The sequence below is a fragment of the Brevibacillus composti genome (genome assembly GCF_016406105.1).
GTDB classification, from domain to species: domain Bacteria; phylum Bacillota; class Bacilli; order Brevibacillales; family Brevibacillaceae; genus Brevibacillus; species Brevibacillus composti.
Genome location: NZ_CP066308.1, coordinates 2,635,429 through 2,655,196, shown reverse-complemented (window position 1 = coordinate 2,655,196; position 19,768 = coordinate 2,635,429). Strand labels below are relative to the sequence as shown.

Annotated in this window: 20 protein-coding genes and 1 other annotated feature; of the genes, 11 read left to right on the top strand and 9 right to left on the bottom strand. The window is 54.8% G+C overall.

Going from position 1 to position 19,768, the window contains the following annotated elements; genetic code table 11:
* The first annotated feature begins 162 nt into the window (after positions 1-162).
* Positions 163-1,086: a S8 family peptidase gene (locus JD108_RS13555; RefSeq protein ID WP_198826593.1), complete on the top strand. Its 924-nt coding sequence runs from the start codon at positions 163-165 to the stop codon at positions 1,084-1,086.
* 70 nt (positions 1,087-1,156) lie between these two features.
* Here JD108_RS13555 and JD108_RS13550 read toward each other — a convergent pair whose 3' ends face one another.
* A complete protein-coding gene (locus JD108_RS13550; RefSeq protein WP_198826592.1) occupies positions 1,157-1,498 on the bottom strand; it encodes a hypothetical protein in 342 nt (113 codons plus the stop codon).
* Between the two features lie 47 nt (positions 1,499-1,545).
* Here JD108_RS13550 and JD108_RS13545 point away from each other — a divergent pair, with 47 nt between their 5' ends.
* Positions 1,546-1,986, top strand: coding sequence for a DUF188 domain-containing protein (locus tag JD108_RS13545; RefSeq protein ID WP_198826591.1), 441 nt, complete (start codon positions 1,546-1,548; stop codon positions 1,984-1,986).
* Between the two features lie 39 nt (positions 1,987-2,025).
* Here the strand turns inward: JD108_RS13545 and JD108_RS13540 are convergent, their stop codons facing one another.
* On the bottom strand, positions 2,026-2,907 hold the full coding sequence (locus JD108_RS13540) for a LysR family transcriptional regulator (protein ID WP_198826590.1): 882 nt from the start codon (positions 2,905-2,907) through the stop codon (positions 2,026-2,028).
* Between the two features lie 132 nt (positions 2,908-3,039).
* Between JD108_RS13540 and JD108_RS13535 the strand changes: the two genes are divergently transcribed.
* Complete coding sequence (locus tag JD108_RS13535) at positions 3,040-4,260, top strand: MDR family MFS transporter (RefSeq protein ID WP_198826589.1); 1,221 nt, start codon at positions 3,040-3,042, stop codon at positions 4,258-4,260.
* 265 nt (positions 4,261-4,525) lie between these two features.
* Here JD108_RS13535 and JD108_RS13530 read toward each other — a convergent pair whose 3' ends face one another.
* The gene (locus JD108_RS13530) at positions 4,526-5,935 is read right to left on the bottom strand and encodes an amino acid permease (RefSeq protein ID WP_198826588.1); all 1,410 of its coding nucleotides are present in this window, start codon (positions 5,933-5,935) and stop codon (positions 4,526-4,528) included.
* A 177-nt stretch (positions 5,936-6,112) separates the two neighbouring features.
* Positions 6,113-7,525 (bottom strand): sigma-54 interaction domain-containing protein, encoded by a 1,413-nt coding sequence (locus tag JD108_RS13525; protein ID WP_198826587.1) that lies wholly within the window; start codon positions 7,523-7,525, stop codon positions 6,113-6,115.
* A 229-nt stretch (positions 7,526-7,754) separates the two neighbouring features.
* Here JD108_RS13525 and JD108_RS13520 point away from each other — a divergent pair, with 229 nt between their 5' ends.
* Positions 7,755-8,966: an ornithine--oxo-acid transaminase gene (locus tag JD108_RS13520; RefSeq protein WP_198826586.1), complete on the top strand. Its 1,212-nt coding sequence runs from the start codon at positions 7,755-7,757 to the stop codon at positions 8,964-8,966.
* A gap of 255 nt (positions 8,967-9,221) precedes the next feature.
* Complete coding sequence (gene sda, locus JD108_RS13515) at positions 9,222-9,398, top strand: sporulation histidine kinase inhibitor Sda (protein ID WP_407649437.1); 177 nt, start codon at positions 9,222-9,224, stop codon at positions 9,396-9,398.
* An 85-nt stretch (positions 9,399-9,483) separates the two neighbouring features.
* Here the strand turns inward: sda and JD108_RS13510 are convergent, their stop codons facing one another.
* Positions 9,484-9,993, bottom strand: a complete 510-nt coding sequence (locus tag JD108_RS13510; protein ID WP_198826584.1) for a molybdopterin-binding protein — start codon at positions 9,991-9,993, stop codon at positions 9,484-9,486.
* Positions 9,994-10,207: 214 nt separating this feature from the next.
* On the opposite strand from JD108_RS13510, the gene glsA reads away from it, so the two are divergent.
* The 3 genes from glsA to JD108_RS13495 all read left to right on the top strand — a co-directional run bounded on the left by glsA (position 10,208) and on the right by JD108_RS13495 (position 13,329).
* Positions 10,208-11,149: a glutaminase A gene (gene glsA / locus JD108_RS13505; RefSeq protein WP_198826583.1), complete on the top strand. Its 942-nt coding sequence runs from the start codon at positions 10,208-10,210 to the stop codon at positions 11,147-11,149.
* Positions 11,150-11,257: 108 nt separating this feature from the next.
* Positions 11,258-11,542 (top strand): Fpa/YlaN family protein, encoded by a 285-nt coding sequence (locus JD108_RS13500; RefSeq protein WP_198826582.1) that lies wholly within the window; start codon positions 11,258-11,260, stop codon positions 11,540-11,542.
* Positions 11,543-11,639: 97 nt separating this feature from the next.
* Positions 11,640-11,877, top strand: a binding site (T-box leader).
* A 117-nt stretch (positions 11,878-11,994) separates the two neighbouring features.
* Entirely contained in the window at positions 11,995-13,329 is a 1,335-nt protein-coding gene (locus JD108_RS13495) for a sodium-dependent transporter (protein WP_198826581.1), read from the top strand.
* A 228-nt stretch (positions 13,330-13,557) separates the two neighbouring features.
* Here JD108_RS13495 and cax read toward each other — a convergent pair whose 3' ends face one another.
* Positions 13,558-14,601 (bottom strand): calcium/proton exchanger, encoded by a 1,044-nt coding sequence (cax, locus tag JD108_RS13490; RefSeq protein ID WP_198826580.1) that lies wholly within the window; start codon positions 14,599-14,601, stop codon positions 13,558-13,560.
* A gap of 105 nt (positions 14,602-14,706) precedes the next feature.
* Between cax and JD108_RS13485 the strand changes: the two genes are divergently transcribed.
* Complete coding sequence (locus tag JD108_RS13485) at positions 14,707-14,964, top strand: hypothetical protein (protein WP_198826579.1); 258 nt, start codon at positions 14,707-14,709, stop codon at positions 14,962-14,964.
* Positions 14,965-15,056: 92 nt separating this feature from the next.
* Here the strand turns inward: JD108_RS13485 and sleB are convergent, their stop codons facing one another.
* Positions 15,057-15,815, bottom strand: a complete 759-nt coding sequence (gene sleB, locus JD108_RS13480; RefSeq protein WP_198826578.1) for a spore cortex-lytic enzyme — start codon at positions 15,813-15,815, stop codon at positions 15,057-15,059.
* A 120-nt stretch (positions 15,816-15,935) separates the two neighbouring features.
* On the opposite strand from sleB, the gene JD108_RS13475 reads away from it, so the two are divergent.
* Together JD108_RS13475 and JD108_RS13470 are read left to right on the top strand one after the other, a co-directional pair.
* Entirely contained in the window at positions 15,936-17,591 is a 1,656-nt protein-coding gene (locus JD108_RS13475) for a thiamine pyrophosphate-binding protein (protein ID WP_198826577.1), read from the top strand.
* A 66-nt stretch (positions 17,592-17,657) separates the two neighbouring features.
* Entirely contained in the window at positions 17,658-17,987 is a 330-nt protein-coding gene (locus tag JD108_RS13470; RefSeq protein WP_198826576.1) for an Asp23/Gls24 family envelope stress response protein, read from the top strand.
* 45 nt (positions 17,988-18,032) lie between these two features.
* Here JD108_RS13470 and ftsW read toward each other — a convergent pair whose 3' ends face one another.
* Together ftsW and JD108_RS13460 are read right to left on the bottom strand one after the other, a co-directional pair.
* Positions 18,033-19,205, bottom strand: a complete 1,173-nt coding sequence (ftsW, locus tag JD108_RS13465) for a putative lipid II flippase FtsW (RefSeq protein ID WP_198826575.1) — start codon at positions 19,203-19,205, stop codon at positions 18,033-18,035.
* An 83-nt stretch (positions 19,206-19,288) separates the two neighbouring features.
* Entirely contained in the window at positions 19,289-19,633 is a 345-nt protein-coding gene (locus JD108_RS13460) for a YugN family protein (protein ID WP_198826574.1), read from the bottom strand.
* Positions 19,634-19,768 lie beyond the last annotated feature (135 nt).

The following is a 19,768-nucleotide window of genomic DNA, read 5'->3' as shown; positions in this document are numbered from 1 at the left end:
GCGATTTGTCTCATTGCAGTCATATGGCAGCCGAACGGATTATGTATGGTCAGAAGCCGAAGCGGGGAGGCCCAATTTCTCTGCTCTGTGTATCTACCCAACCCACCTACTCCGCTCCTACATATGATGAGGCAGACATTTGTCACGATAGGAGGAAGCGTGTTGAAAATTTTGTCCTTTCACCGGAAACATCCCTTTCCGGCCATCTTATCGGAGCTGCAGGAGAAAATCTCCCGCCACATGGTCAAACAGCCCTGGAACTGTTACGAGGATGTCGGCTGCCTCTGCGTCAAACAGGATGCATTCGATCTCTACCGCGAAGATTTTCTGCGGTACAACCCCACCGTGGAAGAGAATGTGACCGTTCGCATCCACGCCGCCGACGAAATCCCCTGGGGTGTGAAGTACGTCGGGGCCGAACGGAAATGGAAAAAGGGGATGGGCAAGGGAGTAAAGATCGCGGTCATCGATACGGGAATCGCCCGCGACCACTATGAGCTGAGAGACCGGGTCAAAGGGGGAGTGGATCTGGTCGGAGGCAAGCGGAATGGCCATGGCACGCATGTGGCCGGAATTATCGTGGCTGAGATGAACCAAGAGGGCATCGTAGGGGTCTCGCCGGAGGCCCATCTCTATGATGTGCGCGCCTTTCGCGAGGATGGCACCGCGTCCTTGTCCCATATCCTCCGGGCCATCCACTGGTCGATCGTCAATGAGATGGATATGATCAACATGAGCTTTGGCATGGAGGGCTACAGTGAGGCATTGGACAGGATGATCCAGAGAGCCTCCCGGCAGGGGATCGTCATGGTGGCTTCGGCCGGCAACAGCGGCGGCGAGGTGGAGTACCCGGCCCGCTATTCCGGCGTCATCGGCGTCGGCGCGATCGATCAGGAGGGGAAGCTGGCCGATTTCAGCTCGCGCGGTAAAGGGATGAATGTAAAGGCGCCGGGTGTGGGTATCAAGTCGACCTGGCCGGGAAATACCTTTCGCACATTGAACGGCACTTCGATGGCGGCTCCCCATGTGACGGGGCTTTTGGCCCTGCGGCTGGGCAGGAAGAAGAAGATTGCAAGCAGAGTGTGAGAAGAAAAAGAAACCGGACGGCTGCCGCAGGGGGATGCCGTTCGGTTTCTTTTATGGGCGGAATGGGCGGTTATTGATGCGTTTTGGTGTCGTAGTCTTGCTGGATGCGGAACCATATATTAAGATCGTTGATAATGCTCGCCAATTCGTGTATTTCCGTATTTAATTCGCAGCAGCGGGGAAAATCTTCTTCCTCCGAAAGCTGCGTCTGCTTTTCATTGATCATGGCTTCCAGCTTGATAATCCGATCCGGGATCGTGGCGCGGATCTCTTCCCACTCCAGCAAAATATCGGCTCGCTCGCCTGGAGAATATTCTTCCCACGCCAACGATAGCTCGGGAAGCCGGATCCCGATCCTTTCATCGTAAACAAATTGGTAACGCAAAGGCTTCTTCACTCCTCTCCTCCTCATCGTATCAAAAAAGGAGAGGGCGGGGAAGCAGGAAAAGAGGTGGCAGATTGCAGGAAAATCGAGTGTTGATAGACGCCGATGCATGTCCCCGGCAGGCGTTGGCGATCGCCAGAAGCCTTTGCCGGGAGAAGGGCTGGCGCTGCATCACATTTGCGAGCTACAATCATCAGCTGTCGGGTGAAGACCACGTCACTGTCGATGCAGGCCCGCAAGCTGTGGATATGAGACTGGCCAATGAGGCGGGGGCCGGGGATATCGTAGTCACCCAGGACATCGGGCTGGCGGCGCTGATCCTGGCGAAACGGGCAAAAGCCGTATCGCCGCACGGCACGATCTTTGATCAGGAGCGGATCGCCTTTCAGTTGGAGGAAAGGAATGAAAAAGCCCGCTTTCGCCGAGGGGGCGGCCGGACGAGAGGGCCTGCCGCCCGCAGTCAGGAGGATGATGACCGGTTCAGCCACGCGCTGGGGCTGCTGATGGACAGCTGAGGCGGCATGGACCGACGTGTGGAAAGGGTGCGAGTACCCTCAGGTAGAGTAGCCGAATTCATTCATCAAGCTCAGCCATTTCTCTACGCTGGGCTTGTTTTTCTTGTCTTTGGGCAGGACGATATAGGCGGATCGCTTCGGCGGCTGGTTGCCGACGATTTTGATCTCCCGGAGCGTGCCCGCTTCCAGCTCCGCTTTTACCGTGGAGCGGGTGAGCAGACTTGCGCCCAGCCCGTCTTTGACCAGATCAATCGCCAGCTCGGCTTTGTCCAGATGCAGATTGGGCACGTAGCTGCGCGGAAGCGTCTGGCGTATCCATTCGTCAAAAGGCGGCCCCCAGTTGACGTACAACAGCGGAAGGTGGCGAAGCTCTTTCGCATCCACATGCGTCGCTGCCGTCACCGAGTCGCCCGGCTTGCAGACGAGCACAATCTCGTCCTCCCAGGAGGGGATCACCTCAAAATTGGGCAGCGACGGCGGGACGTAGACGATCCCCAGCTGGATGACATTGTCCAGGAGGTACTGAATCACGTCAGAGGAGTGTCCCGTCTTGGTGCTGATGGCGATCTGCGGGTAGCGGCAGTGGTACTCGCGCAGGATCGGTTCCAGGATGGCAGTCCAGATCGAGTTCAGGCTCCCGATCGACAGATAATCCTCATAAGGCTGCAGCGATGCCACTTCATGCAGGGCCTCGTTGGCCAGCTTGAGAATGCGCTCCGCATAAGGGAGCAGGGTGAGGCCGGCTTGGGTGATTTCTACGCTGCGTTTGTCGCGGATAAACAAGGGCTTGCCGACCTTGTCTTCCAGCTGCTTGATCCGCATCGTCACCGTCGACTGTACCAGATGGAGGATCTCCGCTGCCTTGGTAAAATTTTTGGTCTGGGCTAATGTATAAAATGCGCGAAGTTGTTCGAAATCCATTCTTTGGGCTACCTCTTATCTAGAGAATTGATAACTCTATACAAAAAGAATCGTTTCTCAAATTATACCTTGTTCCCTATGCTGAAGGTACCGTTATTTGTGGAAGAGATATCAAGAGAGAGAGTGATCGGGATGAATCGGGAAATATGGGGCCAGACCCCGGTTTCCGTCAAGCTGTTGTTATGTACCTCCTTCATGATGAATCTGGGATTTTACGCGCTCATTCCCTATTTGACGCTCCACTTGACAGGCAGCATCGGATGGACGGTCGCCATGGCCGGCCTCGTGCTTAGCGTGCGCCAGTTTTCACAGCAGGGATTTGCTTTTCTGGGCGGAGTCGTGGCCGACAAATTCGGATACAAGGGAACGATGGTGCTCGGCATGATGGTCAGGGCCATCGGGTTTGCCATGTTTGCGTTCTGCACGGAGACGTGGCATTTTTTTATCGCGGCCATCTTGTCCGGATTGGGCGGGTCGCTGTTTGATCCAGCAGGCTCGGCAGCCTTTGCCGTGCTCACTCCCGACTCGATCCGAAAAGAAGTCTTTTCGTTTCGCAACGTCCTGACCAACATCGGCGTAGTCGGCTCGCAAATCATCGGAACTTTGCTGGCCTCGGTGGATTTTACCTATCTGTCTGTTTTTGCGGGAGGCATGTTTGCCGCGAATGCCCTGCTTGTCTTTTTCTTCCTGCAGCCGATCGCAGCGAAAAATACCAGTCGGGGAATCTGGAGCAGCATGGCGGTGGTCATCCGGGACCGTCGCTTTGTCCGCTATACGATGATCCTGATGGGCTACTACTACCTGAACATGCAGCTGTTTCTGACCATTCCCCAGCTGGTGGAGGATGTGACGCAGCGGAAAGCGGATGTAGGCATCGTGCTATCCGCCATCTCTTTATCTGTCATCCTGCTGCAAATGAAAGTGACGCAGTGGCTGGAAAAATATACGCAGCGCTTTACGCTCATCGGTATTGGTACAATGGTCATGGGGGCAGGGCTGTTTCTGCTCGCCTTTGCCGACAACCTGTGGCTGCTCATCGTCAACTCTTTCCTGTATGCGCTCGGGACGATGATCGCCGTGCCCAATCTGGTGGAAGTCGTTCCGCGTTTGGCCCCGCGTGAGCAGGTGGGTGCCTACTATGGATTTAACGGATATTCGCTGGCCATCGGCGGTTCCTTCGGACAATTTGCCGGGGGATGGGTGTACGACACGGCCCGCGACTTGGGTACGCCGTGGCTGCCGTGGACCATCTGCCTGCTTATCGGGATCTGGGTGGCTTGGCAGATGTATCGGATGGAACAGATCATTTTGGCTGACAGCAGCAAAAACTGTCCGAATGCCGCGCGTTCATGAAATGTGCAAAGCTTTGAAACATTTTCCATTTTGGGTACGTATATAACGGTAGAGAGTTGGCAATTTACACATTTGGAGGGAATCGCGTATGGAAGATATGAAGAAGCTGAAACGCATGTTGCTTGTAGCCAGTTCCCTTGGTTTTGCCGTCTTTGCCATGGTGGTTATTACAGAGATCGTACGGTTATCCATGTAAACGACAACGACAACATGACGAAAAGCTTGCGGGTATCAGCCGCAAGCTTTTCTTTTTGCAACGGCGGAATCAGGCTGCGCTGCCGCCTTGCTCCGGGTTGCCGCTTTTCTTTTTAAAGTAGAGTTGATAAATGATGATCGACACGATCACAAAAGGAATGCCGCCATACAAGGCGATGCGCTGGCTCGGATCGAAGGCAAGGCTGACGAGCACGGTCAGATTGAGCAACAGGGCCAGAGCCGGCAGCAGCGGATAGAGCGGGGTGCGGAATTTCAAATCCTCCAGCTTGCCTCCGTTTTTCAGGTAGTGGCGACGGAACGCCAGTTGGGATGCGGAGATGGAAATCCATCCGACCTGGGCGCCGAGACCGGCGATGGACAGCAGTATCATAAAGACCGTCTCCTCCGCAAAAAAGCCGGACAAGAGGGACAAAAGGGAGATGGCAAAGGTGATCAGAAGCGCATTCATGGGAATCCCTTTGCGGTTGGTCAGGCCCAGTTTCTCGCTAGCCATGTTGCTCCGGGACAGAGAGTAGAGCATCCGCGTAGCCGCATACAGGCCGGAGTTGGCGACAGACAAAAGCGCGGTCAGCACGACGAAGTTCATGATGTCGGCCGCATAAGGAATCCCGATGCTGTCAAAGACGGCGACGAACGGACTCTCCACGACACCTGCCTGCTGGTACGGAATCAGACCGGCGAGAATAAAGATCGCGAGTACGAAAAAGACGAGCGTTCTCCAAACAGTGGTGCGGATTGATTTCGGGATGGTTTTTTCCGGCTCCTTGCTCTCACCCGCGGCGATCCCGATCAACTCCGTCCCCTGGAAAGAGAAATTGACCGTAATCATGGTCAGCAAAAGTCCCGTGATGCCATTCGGGAGCAAGGGGCTGTTGAAGTAGTGGCTCATCAGAGGAGCGGGCTGTCCGCCTTTCATGCTGATCAGGCCGAACATCGCCGCACCGCCTAAAATGATGAATAGGATGATAGCGCTTACTTTAATGCTCGAAAACCAGAATTCCGACTCGCCAAAAGCCCGGGCAGAAAGCGCATTCAGAAGAAACAATACGACGCCGAATATCGCGCACCACATCCAGACAGGCGAATCGGGGAACCAGCGCTGCATCATGAGGCCGGAGGACAAAAGCTCCAGTGCGACCGTGACCGCCCATCCGAACCAATACAGCCAGCCTACAGCGAAGCCCAGTGACGGACTGACGAATTTGGTCATGTAGGTCTGGAATGATCCCGCTACCGGCATGGCTACCGATAATTCTCCCAGACAGAGCATCGTCAGGTACATGATAAACCCGCCGACCAGATACGAAATAATCGTGCCGATTGGTCCGGCCTGGCTGATGGTATACCCCGACCCGAGGAACAGACCGGTGCCAATCACGCCACCGAGAGAGATCATGAAAAGATGTCGACTGTTCATGGAACGTTTTAATTCATGATGCTGTTCATTCGTTGATGCCATTTGACCCTCTCCTTAAACGGAATACACAACTGATGTTCATAATTTGCGTGTATAATCTTTTTTGCAAATAATGTGCCAAGTCGGAATTTCCATACGGGGACCCATGAACAGGAAACGGGAAGCGTGTGATGCAAAAAAACTGGTCAGCAGGTGCAAAATAATTAGTTGATCGCCAAATTATTTTGCGGAATCGGGACGCTTTACTCCCAGCTTGCGAAGCCGGTATTGCAGACTTTGGCGGCTGATTTCCAATTCCTTGGCTGCTCGGGAAATGTTGCCGTTATGCTTTTCTACGACGCGCTGGATATAGTAGGTCTCGAATTCCTGCAGCTTCTGCTTGAGCGGGGCGATCTCATCCGAGACGGGCATCACTGTTATCTTTTCCTTTAAAGAACCAGATGTACGGCGTAAAAAATGGTAGGGCAGGTGCTCCGAGGTGATGGTAGTCTCGTCGACCATCAAATTCATCGCGCCTTCGATCACGTGCTGCAGCTCCCTGACATTGCCCGGCCAATCGTGGTTCATGAAAAAGTGGCGCACCTGGTCGCTGATCCCCGTCACTTCCATTTGAAACAATTGATTGTACTGCTCGATAAAATGGCGTACCAAAAGCGGGATGTCCTCTTTCCGATCGCGGAGGGAAGGGATGAAGAGCGTCACCACGCCGAGGCGGTAGTACAGGTCCTTGCGCAGCCGCTGGTTGGAGATGGCTTCGACAGGATCCTCATTCATCGCCGCGACGATTCTCACATTAATCGAGCGGTCTTTGGTATCGCCGATGCGGCGAATGGACTTTTCCTGCAGGGCTCGCAACAGTTTGGCCTGCAGGGGCATACTAAGCGAGTTGATTTCGTCCAGGAACAAGGTGCCTCCTTCGGCCTGCTCAAACAAGCCGGGCCTCTCCACGGCTCCGGTAAAGGCGCCTCGAGCCGTGCCAAAGAGCAGCCCTTCGATCAGCGTATCAGGCAGAGCGGCGCAGTTCTGGGATATAAACGGCCCGGAAGCGCGCAGGCTGGCGTTGTGCAGACTTTGGACAAAGAGCTCCTTGCCCGATCCCGTTTCGCCTACGACCAAGACGGAGGAGGAGGTGCGGGCCGCTCGCTTCGCATTCTCCACGGCATCCTTGATCACCGCGCTCTCGCCGATGATTTTGTCAAAGGTATAGCGAACCCCGTTTTTCTCGCGCATGTTTTCGCGGAGGAGCCGCTCCATCTTGGTGACGTCATTGGCCAGCTCCATCGCGCCGAGCAGCTGATCGTTGAGCAAAATGGGGAAGGTGTGGTTGATCGTGGTGATTTCCTGCCCTTTGTCATTAAAATAGGTTTGCCTCACATTGCGGACCGGTTTGCCGGTGCGAAGACAAGTGAGCAAGGTACTCTCCTGTCCAGGGGGGAACTGGAACACCTCTGCAAGCGGTCTGTTGATCACATCCTGCTTGTTCATCGATTCCAATTCGGTCATTTTGCGATTGTATAGGATCGTCCTGCCCGCTGCATCGATGACATGGACGCCTTCCGTTACACTGTCGAGAATGTTCTCGAGGATATGGAGGAATTGATCCGGTGAGATGAATGGCTTTTCGCTAAGCATGACGGTAGATACACCTGCCTTCTCGAATCTTCATGAGGTTCATCATAACACAGGATGCGATGGGTGCAAAATAATTATGCTCATTTATGCTGTCATTCGTTATTTTGCGCAAAATATTTTTGCGATGTTCCTTCTCCTTGTGAAACAAACTGCGTCAGATCAAGGAAGACAGCGTTGGCATCATTCTTGAAAAGGAGAAGAGGCAGAGTGAATATAGGAGGCTAAGACGATGAACAAAACCAAACAGGTAATTGACCAGACGGAAAAATTCGGTGCCCATAACTACCATCCGCTTCCGATCGTCATCGCGAAAGCAGAGGGGGTATGGGTAGAGGATCCGGAAGGAAACAAATATCTCGATATGCTGAGCGCCTATTCCGCATTGAACCAGGGCCATCGTCACCCGCGGATCATCCAGGCGCTGAAAGATCAGGCGGATAAAGTCACGCTGACCTCTCGCGCTTTCTACAATGACCGCCTGGGCGAATTTTATGAAAAACTGGCCGCACTAACCGGCAAAGATATGATCCTTCCGATGAATACGGGAGCAGAAGCAGTGGAAACCGCGCTGAAGGCCGTTCGCCGCTGGGCGTATGACGTGAAAAAAGTGCCGGAGGATCAGGCGGAAATTATCGTCTGTACCGGCAATTTCCACGGGCGCACGGTAACGATCACCTCGTTCTCGTCCGATCCTGGCTACAAGCGGGGCTTCGGTCCGTTCACCCCGGGCTTCAAGCTGATTCCCTACGGCGACATCGAGGCATTGAAACAGGCGATCACGCCTAACACGGCTGCCTTTATGCTGGAGCCGATCCAGGGCGAAGCGGGCATCATCATCCCGCCTGCAGGCTTCTTGAAACAGGCTGCGGAGCTGTGCAAAGAAAACAACGTTCTGCTCGTATGCGATGAGATCCAGACGGGTTTTGGCCGCACGGGCAAAATGTTTGCCGCCGATTGGGAAGACGTAAAGCCGGACATGTACATCATGGGGAAAGCGCTGGGCGGCGGGGTATTCCCGATCTCGGCTGTCGCAGCCAACCGCGAAGTGCTCGGCGTGTTCGAGCCAGGCTCCCACGGTTCCACCTTTGGCGGCAATCCGCTCGGTTGCGCCGTAGCCATTGCGGCGATGGACGTTCTCACGGATGAAAAGCTGGTAGAGCGGTCCAGCGAGCTGGGCGAGTACTTTATCGGCAAGCTGCGGGAGATTCAAAACCCGCTGATCAAAGAAGTGCGCGGACGCGGGCTCTTTATCGGGCTGGAGCTGCATGGCGCGGCGCGTCCTTACTGCGAAAAACTGAAAGAGCTGGGACTTCTCTGCAAAGAAACGCATGAGACGACCATTCGCTTCGCCCCTCCGCTGGTGATCAGCAAAGAGGATCTGGATTGGGCGATCGAGCGGATCAAGCAGGTCCTGGAAGTAAAAGAGACAGCAAACGCGTAAAAGCGACAAAGGTATACCAAGAAGATGACAACGGAAAAGCGGTCCCGCCACGAGTGAGGGACCGCTTTTTTTCGTTATAGACATACAATCGTTCGACAAATTACGACATCATGTGGATAATTCAGGAAGGAGAATCCACATGGACAAACCTGTCTTTTTGTCAGTTGCCCACAGCTTGCCCACAACTTACCCACATGATATCCCCATTGCCTGTGGATATCAGAACGGTTGTTCGGGGCCGTTTCTTCTGCTACAATGGGTTCAGGTAAAGGGATGGAGGTGACACACAGCGTGAAATACTTAACTGACCAACTGTTGATCGAAGTATATCATCGTGCAGTCGACCTTCAACTGGATCCGGATTTTATTGAATTGCTCAACACAGAGATAGAAAGAAGAAACATCAGACTCGCGCAAGTGGTCAGCGCGTAAACGGGCGAAAAAGCAAAAAATGTTAGAAAGAGCCATCCTCGAGAGAGGGTGGTTTTTTTGTGCTTTCAGATAGTTTGCATCGTTTTTATTTTTCTTCCGCTACGAATTCGAAGGCGTAAATCCCCTTGATTGGAGCTTCGCCTGCGAGGAACATCTCCGGCAGGTAGAAGTATGCCGGCCCGTCCGTCCGGATCGGCTTGCCGTCCTTGGAAAATTGCAGGATGGCTCGTCTGGCTTCCTGGATCGGCAGGAGGATCGGCTCGCCTTCTTCCCGATGGATGCGCACATGGGTCGCTTCGGGGAGCGGGGCGGCATTTTCAATAAAGGGCTCCATGCGAATCGCGTAATCGCCTTCCAGCGCCTTTCTCTCCTGGATCAGGCCTTTGCGCTCAGACGGCAGGGCTGCTCCTTCCCGCAATTCTTTATCCCACTGTGCGCCTGTGCCTTGGAGATACTTTTGCGCATTGCCATCGCCATCGCCCGTTTCTCCCTGATAGGTGCTCAGATCGAACTTGCGGTCATCAAAAATCCATACGCTCGGATCAAGGGTGATGGGAAAAGAGACAGCTCCCTTGAACACGATTACCTCTGCCATGAAAACATACCTCCGTCGAGTTGCATTAATGGATTCTATTGTACCGCAAGCCGCGAGGATGTGGCAAACAAGCATCCTGCACGCGATATGAGCGCCCAGCGTAGCGCAAGCGGCGCCTTTTGACTCCGGCCTGATTCTTTCCTACAATAAAGACGCGGATGAAAAGTCTCTGGAGATTGGACAGGCAGAGGCTGTACATAGACAGGAGGTACCCATGAATTTCTCAGATCATACAAGCATCCGGCAAACTCTGGAGAATGTCTTGGAGCAATCCAAGAGTGTAGCGGAGAAGGGGGAGGTAGCATCCTACATCCCGGAGCTGGCCAGGCGGGAGAAGGACTTGCTCGGTGTAAGCGTCTGCCTCCAGGACGGCACGCTGCTGTCGGCAGGAGACGCCCATCTCCCTTTTACGCTGCAAAGCATCTCGAAAATCTTTTCGCTGATGGTAGCGCTGTGCGAGCACGGCGGCGACTACGTATTCCGGCGGGTAGGCAAGGAGCCGACGGGCGATCCGTTCAATTCGATTATCAAGCTGGAGACGATCAAGCCGCACAAGCCGCTCAATCCGATGATCAATGCGGGGGCGATTGCCGTCGCGGGCATGATTCCGGGAGCCACTATCGAGGCGCGGCTGGAAAAGATCATGCGATTGCTCCGCAAGATGACCGGCAACGCCGATTTGCGCGTCAATGAGAAGGTTTATCAGTCGGAGAAACAGACTGCAGACCGCAACAGGGCTCTCGCCTATTTTCTGAAGGACAGCGGCATTCTCGAAGGGGATGTGGAGGAGACGCTCGATTTGTATTTCCGGCATTGCTCCATCGAGGTGACCACGGCCGAGGTGGCCAGGATGGCTGCCGTCCTGGCTGCAGACGGCTACGACATCCGCAGCGGGGAGCAGCTGTTTCCTCGCGAGGTCGCCCGCATTTGCAAAACCTTCATGGTGACTTGCGGGATGTACAATGCCTCCGGGGAATTCGCGATCGATGTCGGCATCCCGGCGAAAAGCGGAGTGGCTGGCGGGATCATGGCGGCCGTGCCGCAGCGTATGGGGATCGGCGTATTTGGCCCTGCACTGGATGACAAGGGAAACTCGGTAGCCGGCGTCCATTTGCTGCAAAAGCTATCGCAGCAATGGGAGCTTAGTATTTTTTAGTGGCAGTGGATTTGTCTACTTGCAGTTGCCAAATGCTCTCCTCTTTTCAAATGAATCAGAATGACGTACTATGTAAGATAAGGTTGGTGGCAAACGGAGGGATAGATTTTGACAGAGACCAAGATTCCCGATCTGGAGCAAAAGGCACTGGAATTGCTGCGAGCAGATGCGGACAAGATATTTAAATTAATCGATGTACAGATGGAAAACCTGACAATGCCGCAGTGTCCGCTTTATGAAGAGGTGCTGGACACTCAGATGTTCGGGCTGTCGCGCGAGGTGGAGTTCGCCGTCCGTTTGGGACTGATAGAAGAAGAGATCGGACGAGAGATCATGGGTTCGCTGGAGAGAAAGCTGGCTGATTTGCACGAACTCTACAATCAGAAGAAGTAAGAGCGAGAGAATGGCAACGTTCCTCGCTTTTCTATTATACTTAATTATATTGTTGATTTTTCATCTGGGTTATATTACAGTAGGTAGGAATATTTTTTTAAAAGCGTTGATGGAGACTAGTAGACGAGAAGCGTCTTGAAAGGGAGAAGCCGCCACGGACTGAAAGCGGCTTTGAAGTGCGCCCCGTCGAATTCCCTCCGGAGCTGTCCTCTGAACGTCCCTGGCATCAGTAGGAGGATCACCGGGTCATTCCCGTTACCAATGAACAAAAGTGAGACAGCTTGGAACTTCATGCTGTCTAAACAGGGTGGTACCGCGAGCAACTCGTCCCTTTGCAGGACGGGTTTTTTTGTACTTTCGGAAAGTATCTGTTCGCTCATGCGATCACCAAGTATTCCTAATTGTACGAAAGCGATAACCCCCAGCTATCACGTCGATGAGGTGGAATCAACATGAAGCAATCTGAACAATGGACAACCCGGCTCGGCTTTATCCTGGCGGCAGCGGGATCCGCGATCGGCCTCGGGGCGATCTGGAAATTTCCCTATGTGGTCGGAACCAGCGGGGGCGGTGCATTTTTTCTTCTGTTCCTGCTCTTTACGCTCGCCATCGGCCTTCCGCTCCTGCTCGGCGAATTCATCATCGGGAGAAGCACGCAGCGGGAAGCCGTCTCTGCCTATCGGATGATCGCGCCGGGAACCGCCTGGCATTGGATCGGCCGACTGGGCGTCTGCACCTGCTTTTTGCTCTTGTCCTTTTACAGCGTGGTCGGCGGCTGGATTCTCAGCTATATTTTCCTTGGCGCCTCTGGACAGATGAAGGGACAGCCTTATGATCAGCTGTTTGGTAATGTCATCGCAAATCCGCTGGGAGCGGTCGGCGCGCAGCTGTTGTTTATGCTGATCACGATCTGGGTCGTGGCCCGCGGCGTACAGGCCGGAATCGAAGCGGCGAACAAATATTTGATGCCGGCCCTGTTCCTCCTGTTTCTCGTGCTGATGGTGCGCTCCCTCACGCTGGACGGCGCGCTGCAGGGCGTATCCTTTTTTCTCATGCCGGATTTCTCCAAGCTGACCGGCGAGTCGATTTTATATGCGATGGGGCAGTCCTTCTTTTCCCTCAGTGTCGGGGTCTCGGTCATGGTGACGTACAGCTCTTACCTCGGCAAACAGGAAAATCTGGTCCGCTCTGCAGGCTCCATCGTCGGGCTTAATCTGCTCGTCTCCTTGTTTGCCGGACTGGCGATCTTCCCGGCGGTCTTTTCCCTGGGATTGGAGCCGACGGCCGGGCCGGGCCTGCTGTTTATCATGCTGCCCTCCGTATTTGAGCACATTCCGTTTGGCAGCCTGTTCCTGCTGGTGTTTATGGTCCTGTTTTTGTTCGCCACACTGACCTCCGCCTTTTCGATGCTGGAGATCATCGTCGCCTCTCTGTCCAAAGGGGAGGCCCGCAGACGCAAACGGTATTCCTGGATCGTCGGGCTGCTGATCTTTCTCCTCGGGATTCCCTCTGCGCTCTCCTTCGGTGTCTGGTCAGAGGTGACGATCCTGGGAAAATCGGTCTTTGATGCGGCAGACTTTTTGGTCAGCAATATCCTGATGCCCGTCGGCGCTTTTCTGATCGCCGTCTTCGTCCCGCTCCGCTTAAAAAGAGAGATGCTCATGCGTGAACTGCAGGTCTCGACAAATTGGGGAAGGCGGGCATTCGCGGTATGGCTGCTGTTGCTCCGGTATGTCGCCCCATTCGCAATTATCATCGTATTTATCAGCTCGTTGGGCCTTTTATAGGAATAACAGAGGGTGCAGCAGCGGAGCCCAACCGCCCCGGAGCAGACAGTCCGCGCATCCCCGGAGGCGGACCCCGGAGCGAAGTAAAGGAAACAAGCTTTTTCCCACTGCGGCCCCGATATCACGATACAAAAAAGCAACCAAAAAGAGGCGCAGCGAACATGTCTGAAAAACATGTACCGCCGCGCCTCTTCTTTTTTGGCATACGAGCAGGGAAGGATCATCGGATCAGGCAAAGAAGAAGGCCGTGCCCAAAATAATGTAGACGACGAGCAGCAAAACCCCTTCAAACCAGTTGGTGGCGCCGTCTCGGGTAATCGAGATCGTGATAAACGTCGCCACCCCGATCGCGGCCAATTCGTAGGCGGTGAACACGATGTCCATCGGCCGGCCCATCAAGAGGCTGATCAGCACCAGCGTGGGCGCGACGAACAGGGCGATTTGCAGGCTGGAGCCGACCGCGATCTCGACGGCCGCGCCGATCCGCCCTTTCATCGCCAAGAGCAGAGCTGCACTGTGCTCGGCAGCATTGCCGATGATGGCGATGACAAAAGCCCCGACGAACAACTCCGACCAGCCGAATGCCTCGGAGACGTGGTGGACGCTGTGGACCAGCCATTCGGATACGACCGCCACGAAGAAGGTGGACAACGCCAGCATCAGGACAGACACACCCTTGGACCAGGATGCTTCGCTGTCATGGGTTTCAATGTCAGACAAAAAGTCGCGGTGGGTAAACATGGAGAAGACCAGCCACAGGAGATAGGAGAGAATCAAGAGCACTGCGATCACGATGCTGAGTCTTTCGATCTCCAGAGGCGGCAATCCCTGCATGAACACAGCGGGGATGAACAAGGCGACGATCCCCAGCATCATCAGCGAGGCGTTATGACCGGCCAGCTGGCCGTTAAACGTCTGCTCTTTGTATTTCAAGCCGCCCAACAGAACGCTCAATCCCAATACCAGCAGCATATTTCCGATAATCGCGCCGGTAATGGAGGCTTTCACCATGTCGAACAGCCCTTCTTTCACTAGGAAAAACGCGATGATCAGCTCTGCCGCATTGCCAAAGGTGGCGTTGAGAAAACCGCCGACCCTGTCGCCTGCATAATGGGCGACACTCTCCGTCGCCTTTCCCAGCCAGGCGGCGAGAAAAATAATCGCCAAGGATGAAGTGATAAACCGGAAGAGTTCATTCTCAGTAAAATAGTGGGCATATCCGGCGAGCAGCAGACTGGCCCCGACGAGCGTAAAAAAGAGCCGCAGATTCATACATTCACCTCATCGAAACGGATTTACAAATTTTTCCATTGATCGGTATTCCTCTCGCTTGCGCATACTAACAGGTGAGACATCCCAAGGAGGTGCCGTTTCAATATGACGAAGCCCTATCTTTGTCCCACCTGTAAATCCAACCGGATGAGGTTCACGGTCATCGAACAGATCCCGCGCTATGTCAGGCTGGATCCGCAGACAGGGGATCTGGTAGCCGAGCTGTCGCAGCAGGAGCTGGATACGTTTCATCAGCCGTATAAAGGCGAGTCCTATCTGATCCAGTGCGGCATATGCGGGACGACCGAACAGGAAGAGCGATTCATCAAGATGGCGGAGCATATGCAAGCGCAGCGCTCCTGACAGTGCGGGTTCCTGTACATCCGAATGGTTCCCGGCTCGTCCGGACAAGTAAGAAAACAGGCACGGTCACCCACCGTGCCTGTCTGCATTTGCTAGCGGCAAAAGATGTGTTTGCCGATGCGCTTGATCTGCGGTCTCGTCCAGATCCAGGCAGAGGTAGCTGTATCCGGGTTGAAGTAGTAGATGGCGCCACCTGTCGGATCCCATCCGCTCAGCGCATCCCGGACAGCCTTTCGGGATGTATCATTGGGCGTCAGCCAGATTTGTCCGTCCGCCACAGCGGTAAAGGCTCGCGGCTCAAAGATGACGCCCGCCGGCGTGTTGGGAAACGCAGGATTGCGGGTGCGGTTAAGAATGACCGCAGCGACGGCCACTTGACCGACGTACGGTTCTCCGCGCGCCTCGCCGTGGACGGCGTTTGCCATCAGACGCAGGTCATTCTCCGAGATGCCCTTGCTGCGATAGGTTTTGTTTCGCGGCGCAGCCGGGGCGGGAGCAGGAGCAGGAGCGACGCCCAGTTCCTCTGCGGTCGGCCGGTATCCAGTGGTCGCGTTATAGAGCTTCAGCTTGGTCTTGGGGCCGAGGATGCCGTCTACTTTCAGGCCGAATTCATACTGAAAATTGCGCAGGGCCCAATAGGTGCGCCAGGAAAATTGACCGTCTACCTTGCCGGTGTAGAAACCGAGGTATTTTAAGCGACCCTGCATCTCCCTCACGTCTTTTCCGCTGGCGCCGACGCGCACTTCTTCTTTGCTGAAGGCGTCCGTGCGCACGGGGTAAATCATGACAGAGGCTGTAAACAACAGAACGATAGCCAATAGGGCGAGCAGCCATTTAACAGGCCGATTCATACCTGTTCCTCCTTCTTATCACCTTCTGCTCACTAGGCTTCCCGAAAAGACTGGAAACTTATTAGTAAAATGCTGGATAGATTGCCAAACTAAGAGGGAAATCAAGCAGGAGGTGTCAGCATGCAGGTAGCCCAATACTTTACAGAGCAACTGAGAATCTGGGGAGTCAGACATATATACGGAGTGGCGGGGGATGCGATCCTGCCGTGGCTGGATGTGCTCGGCAAACAGGAGGGGATCCGCTACATCGCCTGCCGGCATGAATCTGCCGCCGCGATGATGGCGTCGGCCGAAGCGAAGCTGACGGGCCGTCCGGCTGTCTGTACGGCCACGAGCGGGCCGGGCACGGTGAATTTGCTCAATGGACTGGCGGATGCCTCCGCCGATCAGGTCCCCGTCGTGGCGATCACCGGTCAAGTCGAGACGCAGAAGCTGGGCGGGCATTACAAGCAGTATATCCCCCAGGAGGACATGCTCCGTCCCATCAGCCTGTATACGACGACAGTGGCGCATCCAGAGGCGATTGGCCATGTGCTTCACCGGGCCTATGTCACCGCCGCAAGCCATCGCGGCGTCGCGCACATCGCCATCGGCAAAGATATCTTTTCACGGTCCACGACCATGCCCTTGGTGGAGTCCCTGCCGCGTCTGATCAGCGGCACGCAGCCAGACCGGATGGAGATCGAGCTGGCGGCAGAGATGCTGAGCAATGCCCAAAGGCCGGTGATCCTGCTGGGCAACGGCAGCCGGGAACATGCCGCATCCTGCCTGCGGTTGGCAGAATCGCTCGGGGCGGCGATCCTTCTGTCCCTGGGGGCCAAAGGGGCGGTCGATGAAGCCCATCCCCTGGTCGTAGGGGGCTTGGGGGAAGGAGGGAGCAGAGCAGCACTGGCCGCGCTGGAGCAGGCCGACCTGCTGCTGATTCTCGGAGCGAGCTGGTTTCCGCGCTCTTTTATTCCGGCAGGCTTGCGGATTCTCCAAGTGGATCACAAACCCACTTCGATCCACGCTCATCCGTTGCTGATGTCCGTCATCGCAGAGCTCGGCGACGTCCTTCCCCACTGGCTGCGCCGATTGGAGAATCGGGCTGCTCCTCAGGGGTGGCGAGGGCAGGTCGAAGCGTGGCACGCGGACTTCTGGGAGGAGACGGAGCAGCTCGTGGATCAGGGGCCGGATGACTTGATTAAGCCGGAAACGCTGCTTCGCGCCCTGTCAGAGAGCGTGAATGAGGATGCCATCATGGCCATCGATACGGGAGAACACACTCTCTGGTTCAACCGCGCTTTTCGCGCGAAGGCGCACTTGCCGTTATTCTCGGGAAAGTGGAGAACGATGGGCTTTGGCCTCCCTGCCGCGATTGCGGCCAAGCTGAATTACCCAGGCAGACAAGTGGTCGCCATCGTGGGGGACGGCGGATTCCAGATGACTCCCGCAGAGCTGATGACGGCTGTGGAATGCGGCCTCCGCTTCCCGCTGATCGTGGTGAACAACAAGACGCTGGGCCTGGAGGAATGGAAGATGACCCAGAGCGGACTTGCGCCATTTGGCACCCGCCTTCAGAACCCCGACTTTGTCAAATGGGCGGACGCTTGCGGGATCAAGGGAAAACGCGTGAATGCGGTACAGGATCTCAAGGGTGCCCTGCAGGAAGCGCTGGCGTCGAATGAGCTCTATCTGCTCGACATTCACTGCACACTTCCGACATTAACGGAGAGAAAACGAGAAATCCCCTTTCAAGCCCAAGCATCCCATGTTTATAATGAAAGAAAAGTCTGAAAGTAGTCTCGCGGGAAAAAGAGGATTGTGATGCTGAGGACAGAGAGCGTGGGAGGAGGGCGATCCATGGATGACATGCGCGGTGAGATCAGGGTAGCGGATCAGGTCGTGGCCGTGATTGCGGGTGTCGCAGCGGCAGAAATAGACGGGATAACCGTGCGGACAGGCGGTTTTTACCATGATTTGGCGAAAAAACTGGGCGGCAGCGGAAAAGGTGTTTTCGTCGTCGTGCAGGAAGGTGCCGTCTCCATCGAAATGCGCGTCTCGATCAAGTACGGAATGCCGATACACGAGCTTTGCCGCCAGCTTCAGGAAAAGGTGAAGGACTGCGTGGAAACGATGACAGGCCTGGATGTCGAGGCGGTACATGTGCATGTGGACGGGATTGATATGTAAAAGGGGAGGGACCTGCAGCATGATGCAGGTCCCTTTTCTGAGGGGTTACCGCTGGGCGTGCACCTGTTTTTTTCCTTGTTCCACCACTTTTTGCCGGCTCACTTCCCGCGAGACGCTCAGCAAAATGCCCGTGGATAGCAGGACCACCAGCAGGGAGGAACCGCCGTAGCTGATAAACGGGAGCGTCACGCCTGTCAAAGGAATCGTGGAGGTCACCCCGCCGATATTGACGAGCGCCTGGATGCCGATCATGCTGACGATGCCGATCCCCGCCAGGCTGGCAAAGGTGTCGTTCACTCTCAGACAGATATGGATGCCGCGCAATAAAAACAGAAGATAGACCAGCAGGAAGAGGGTTGTCCCAATAAAGCCCAGCTCCTCCGAAATGATGGCGAAAATAAAATCCGTATGCGCTTCGGGCAGGTAGAGATATTTTTGGATGCTCTTCCCAAACCCGGTGCCGGACCACCCTCCGTGCGCGATGGCGATCAACGACTGCTTGATGTGGTAGCCCGTATTCAACGGATCGCTCCAGGGGTCGAGAAACGAAGTCAACCGGTTAAGCGCGTGGTCCTTGGTCGCGACATAGCCGAGGACGGCGAGGGATGTCGTGGGAAAGCCGATCAAGAAAAGATGGCTGAGGCGAGCCCCCCCGCAGATCATCATCACGATGGCCGTCCCTAGGAGAATGGCGGCCGTCCCCAGATCGGGCTGGGCGACAATCAAGCCAAAAAAGATGCCGGTGATGACGAGCGGCGGCATCAGTCCTCGCTTCAACTCGCGAAAACCGTCCCCCTTTTTGGCAATGATCGCGGCCAGGTAGAGGATCAGACCCAGTTTCGCAAATTCGGCAGGCTGCAGATTGGCGGGGCCAAAGCTGAACCAGGAGCGCGCCCCTTTGATGTCCGTCCCGATGCCGGGAATCAGTACCAGAAAAAGGGAGAGGACGCTAATAAACGCAATCAAGAGAAAATTTCGTTTGTAAAAGGAAAAGGGAATATTCATGGTAATGAGCATTCCGACTGTTCCGATCAACAGCCACATCGCCTGTCTTTTGACGAAATACAGCTCGTCGCCGCCGCAAATTTTGCAGCCGTTCACCGTAAAACTGGTTAAGGCGAAGATGGAACTTGCGCTCAGGACCATGGTGATGCCGAAGCCCACCAAGAGGGCGGTCAACAACAAGAGCAAAAAGTCAGGGACCCCCCGTGTCTTCATCAAAGAACCCTCCCCTTTGACGTAAAACAGAGAGGGGCTGCCTCTCTGTAGTCAGTTGCGGCTTTCAGTTGGAGTCGAAGCGATTAGTAATTAGACAGCTTCTCGTTCAATACCTGCAGCTTGCGCTTGGCAGTCTGCACCACGGAATCTGGAATCGGAGAGTCGTAATCCAGACCATGAGGGAATAAATGCTTGCCCATGTATGGCTCTTCCAATTTGAGTACGGCATGGCTGTCTTCCAGCTTGCCTTCGGTCACATTGGCTTCAATTCGCAGATAATACACATTTCCTTTATCCTTTAATTCATAATCGTATGTAGCGTGATGGTAATCCCACGCGCCGCGAACGAATCCCAGGTCACTCATGTAGTGATCCAAATCGGCAAGCATGACTTCCTTGTTGCCGATTCCCGTTTCCTTGATAACCATTAGATTTTCCTCCTACAAATGGTAAGTTGTTCACTTCCTTATGATAGTCTGTTTTCCTGTAGAGCGCAATGGATAAGTCGTGTCTCTGGCCGGATGCCTATGTTCCCAATTTATGGTATAATCTATAGCTACAGT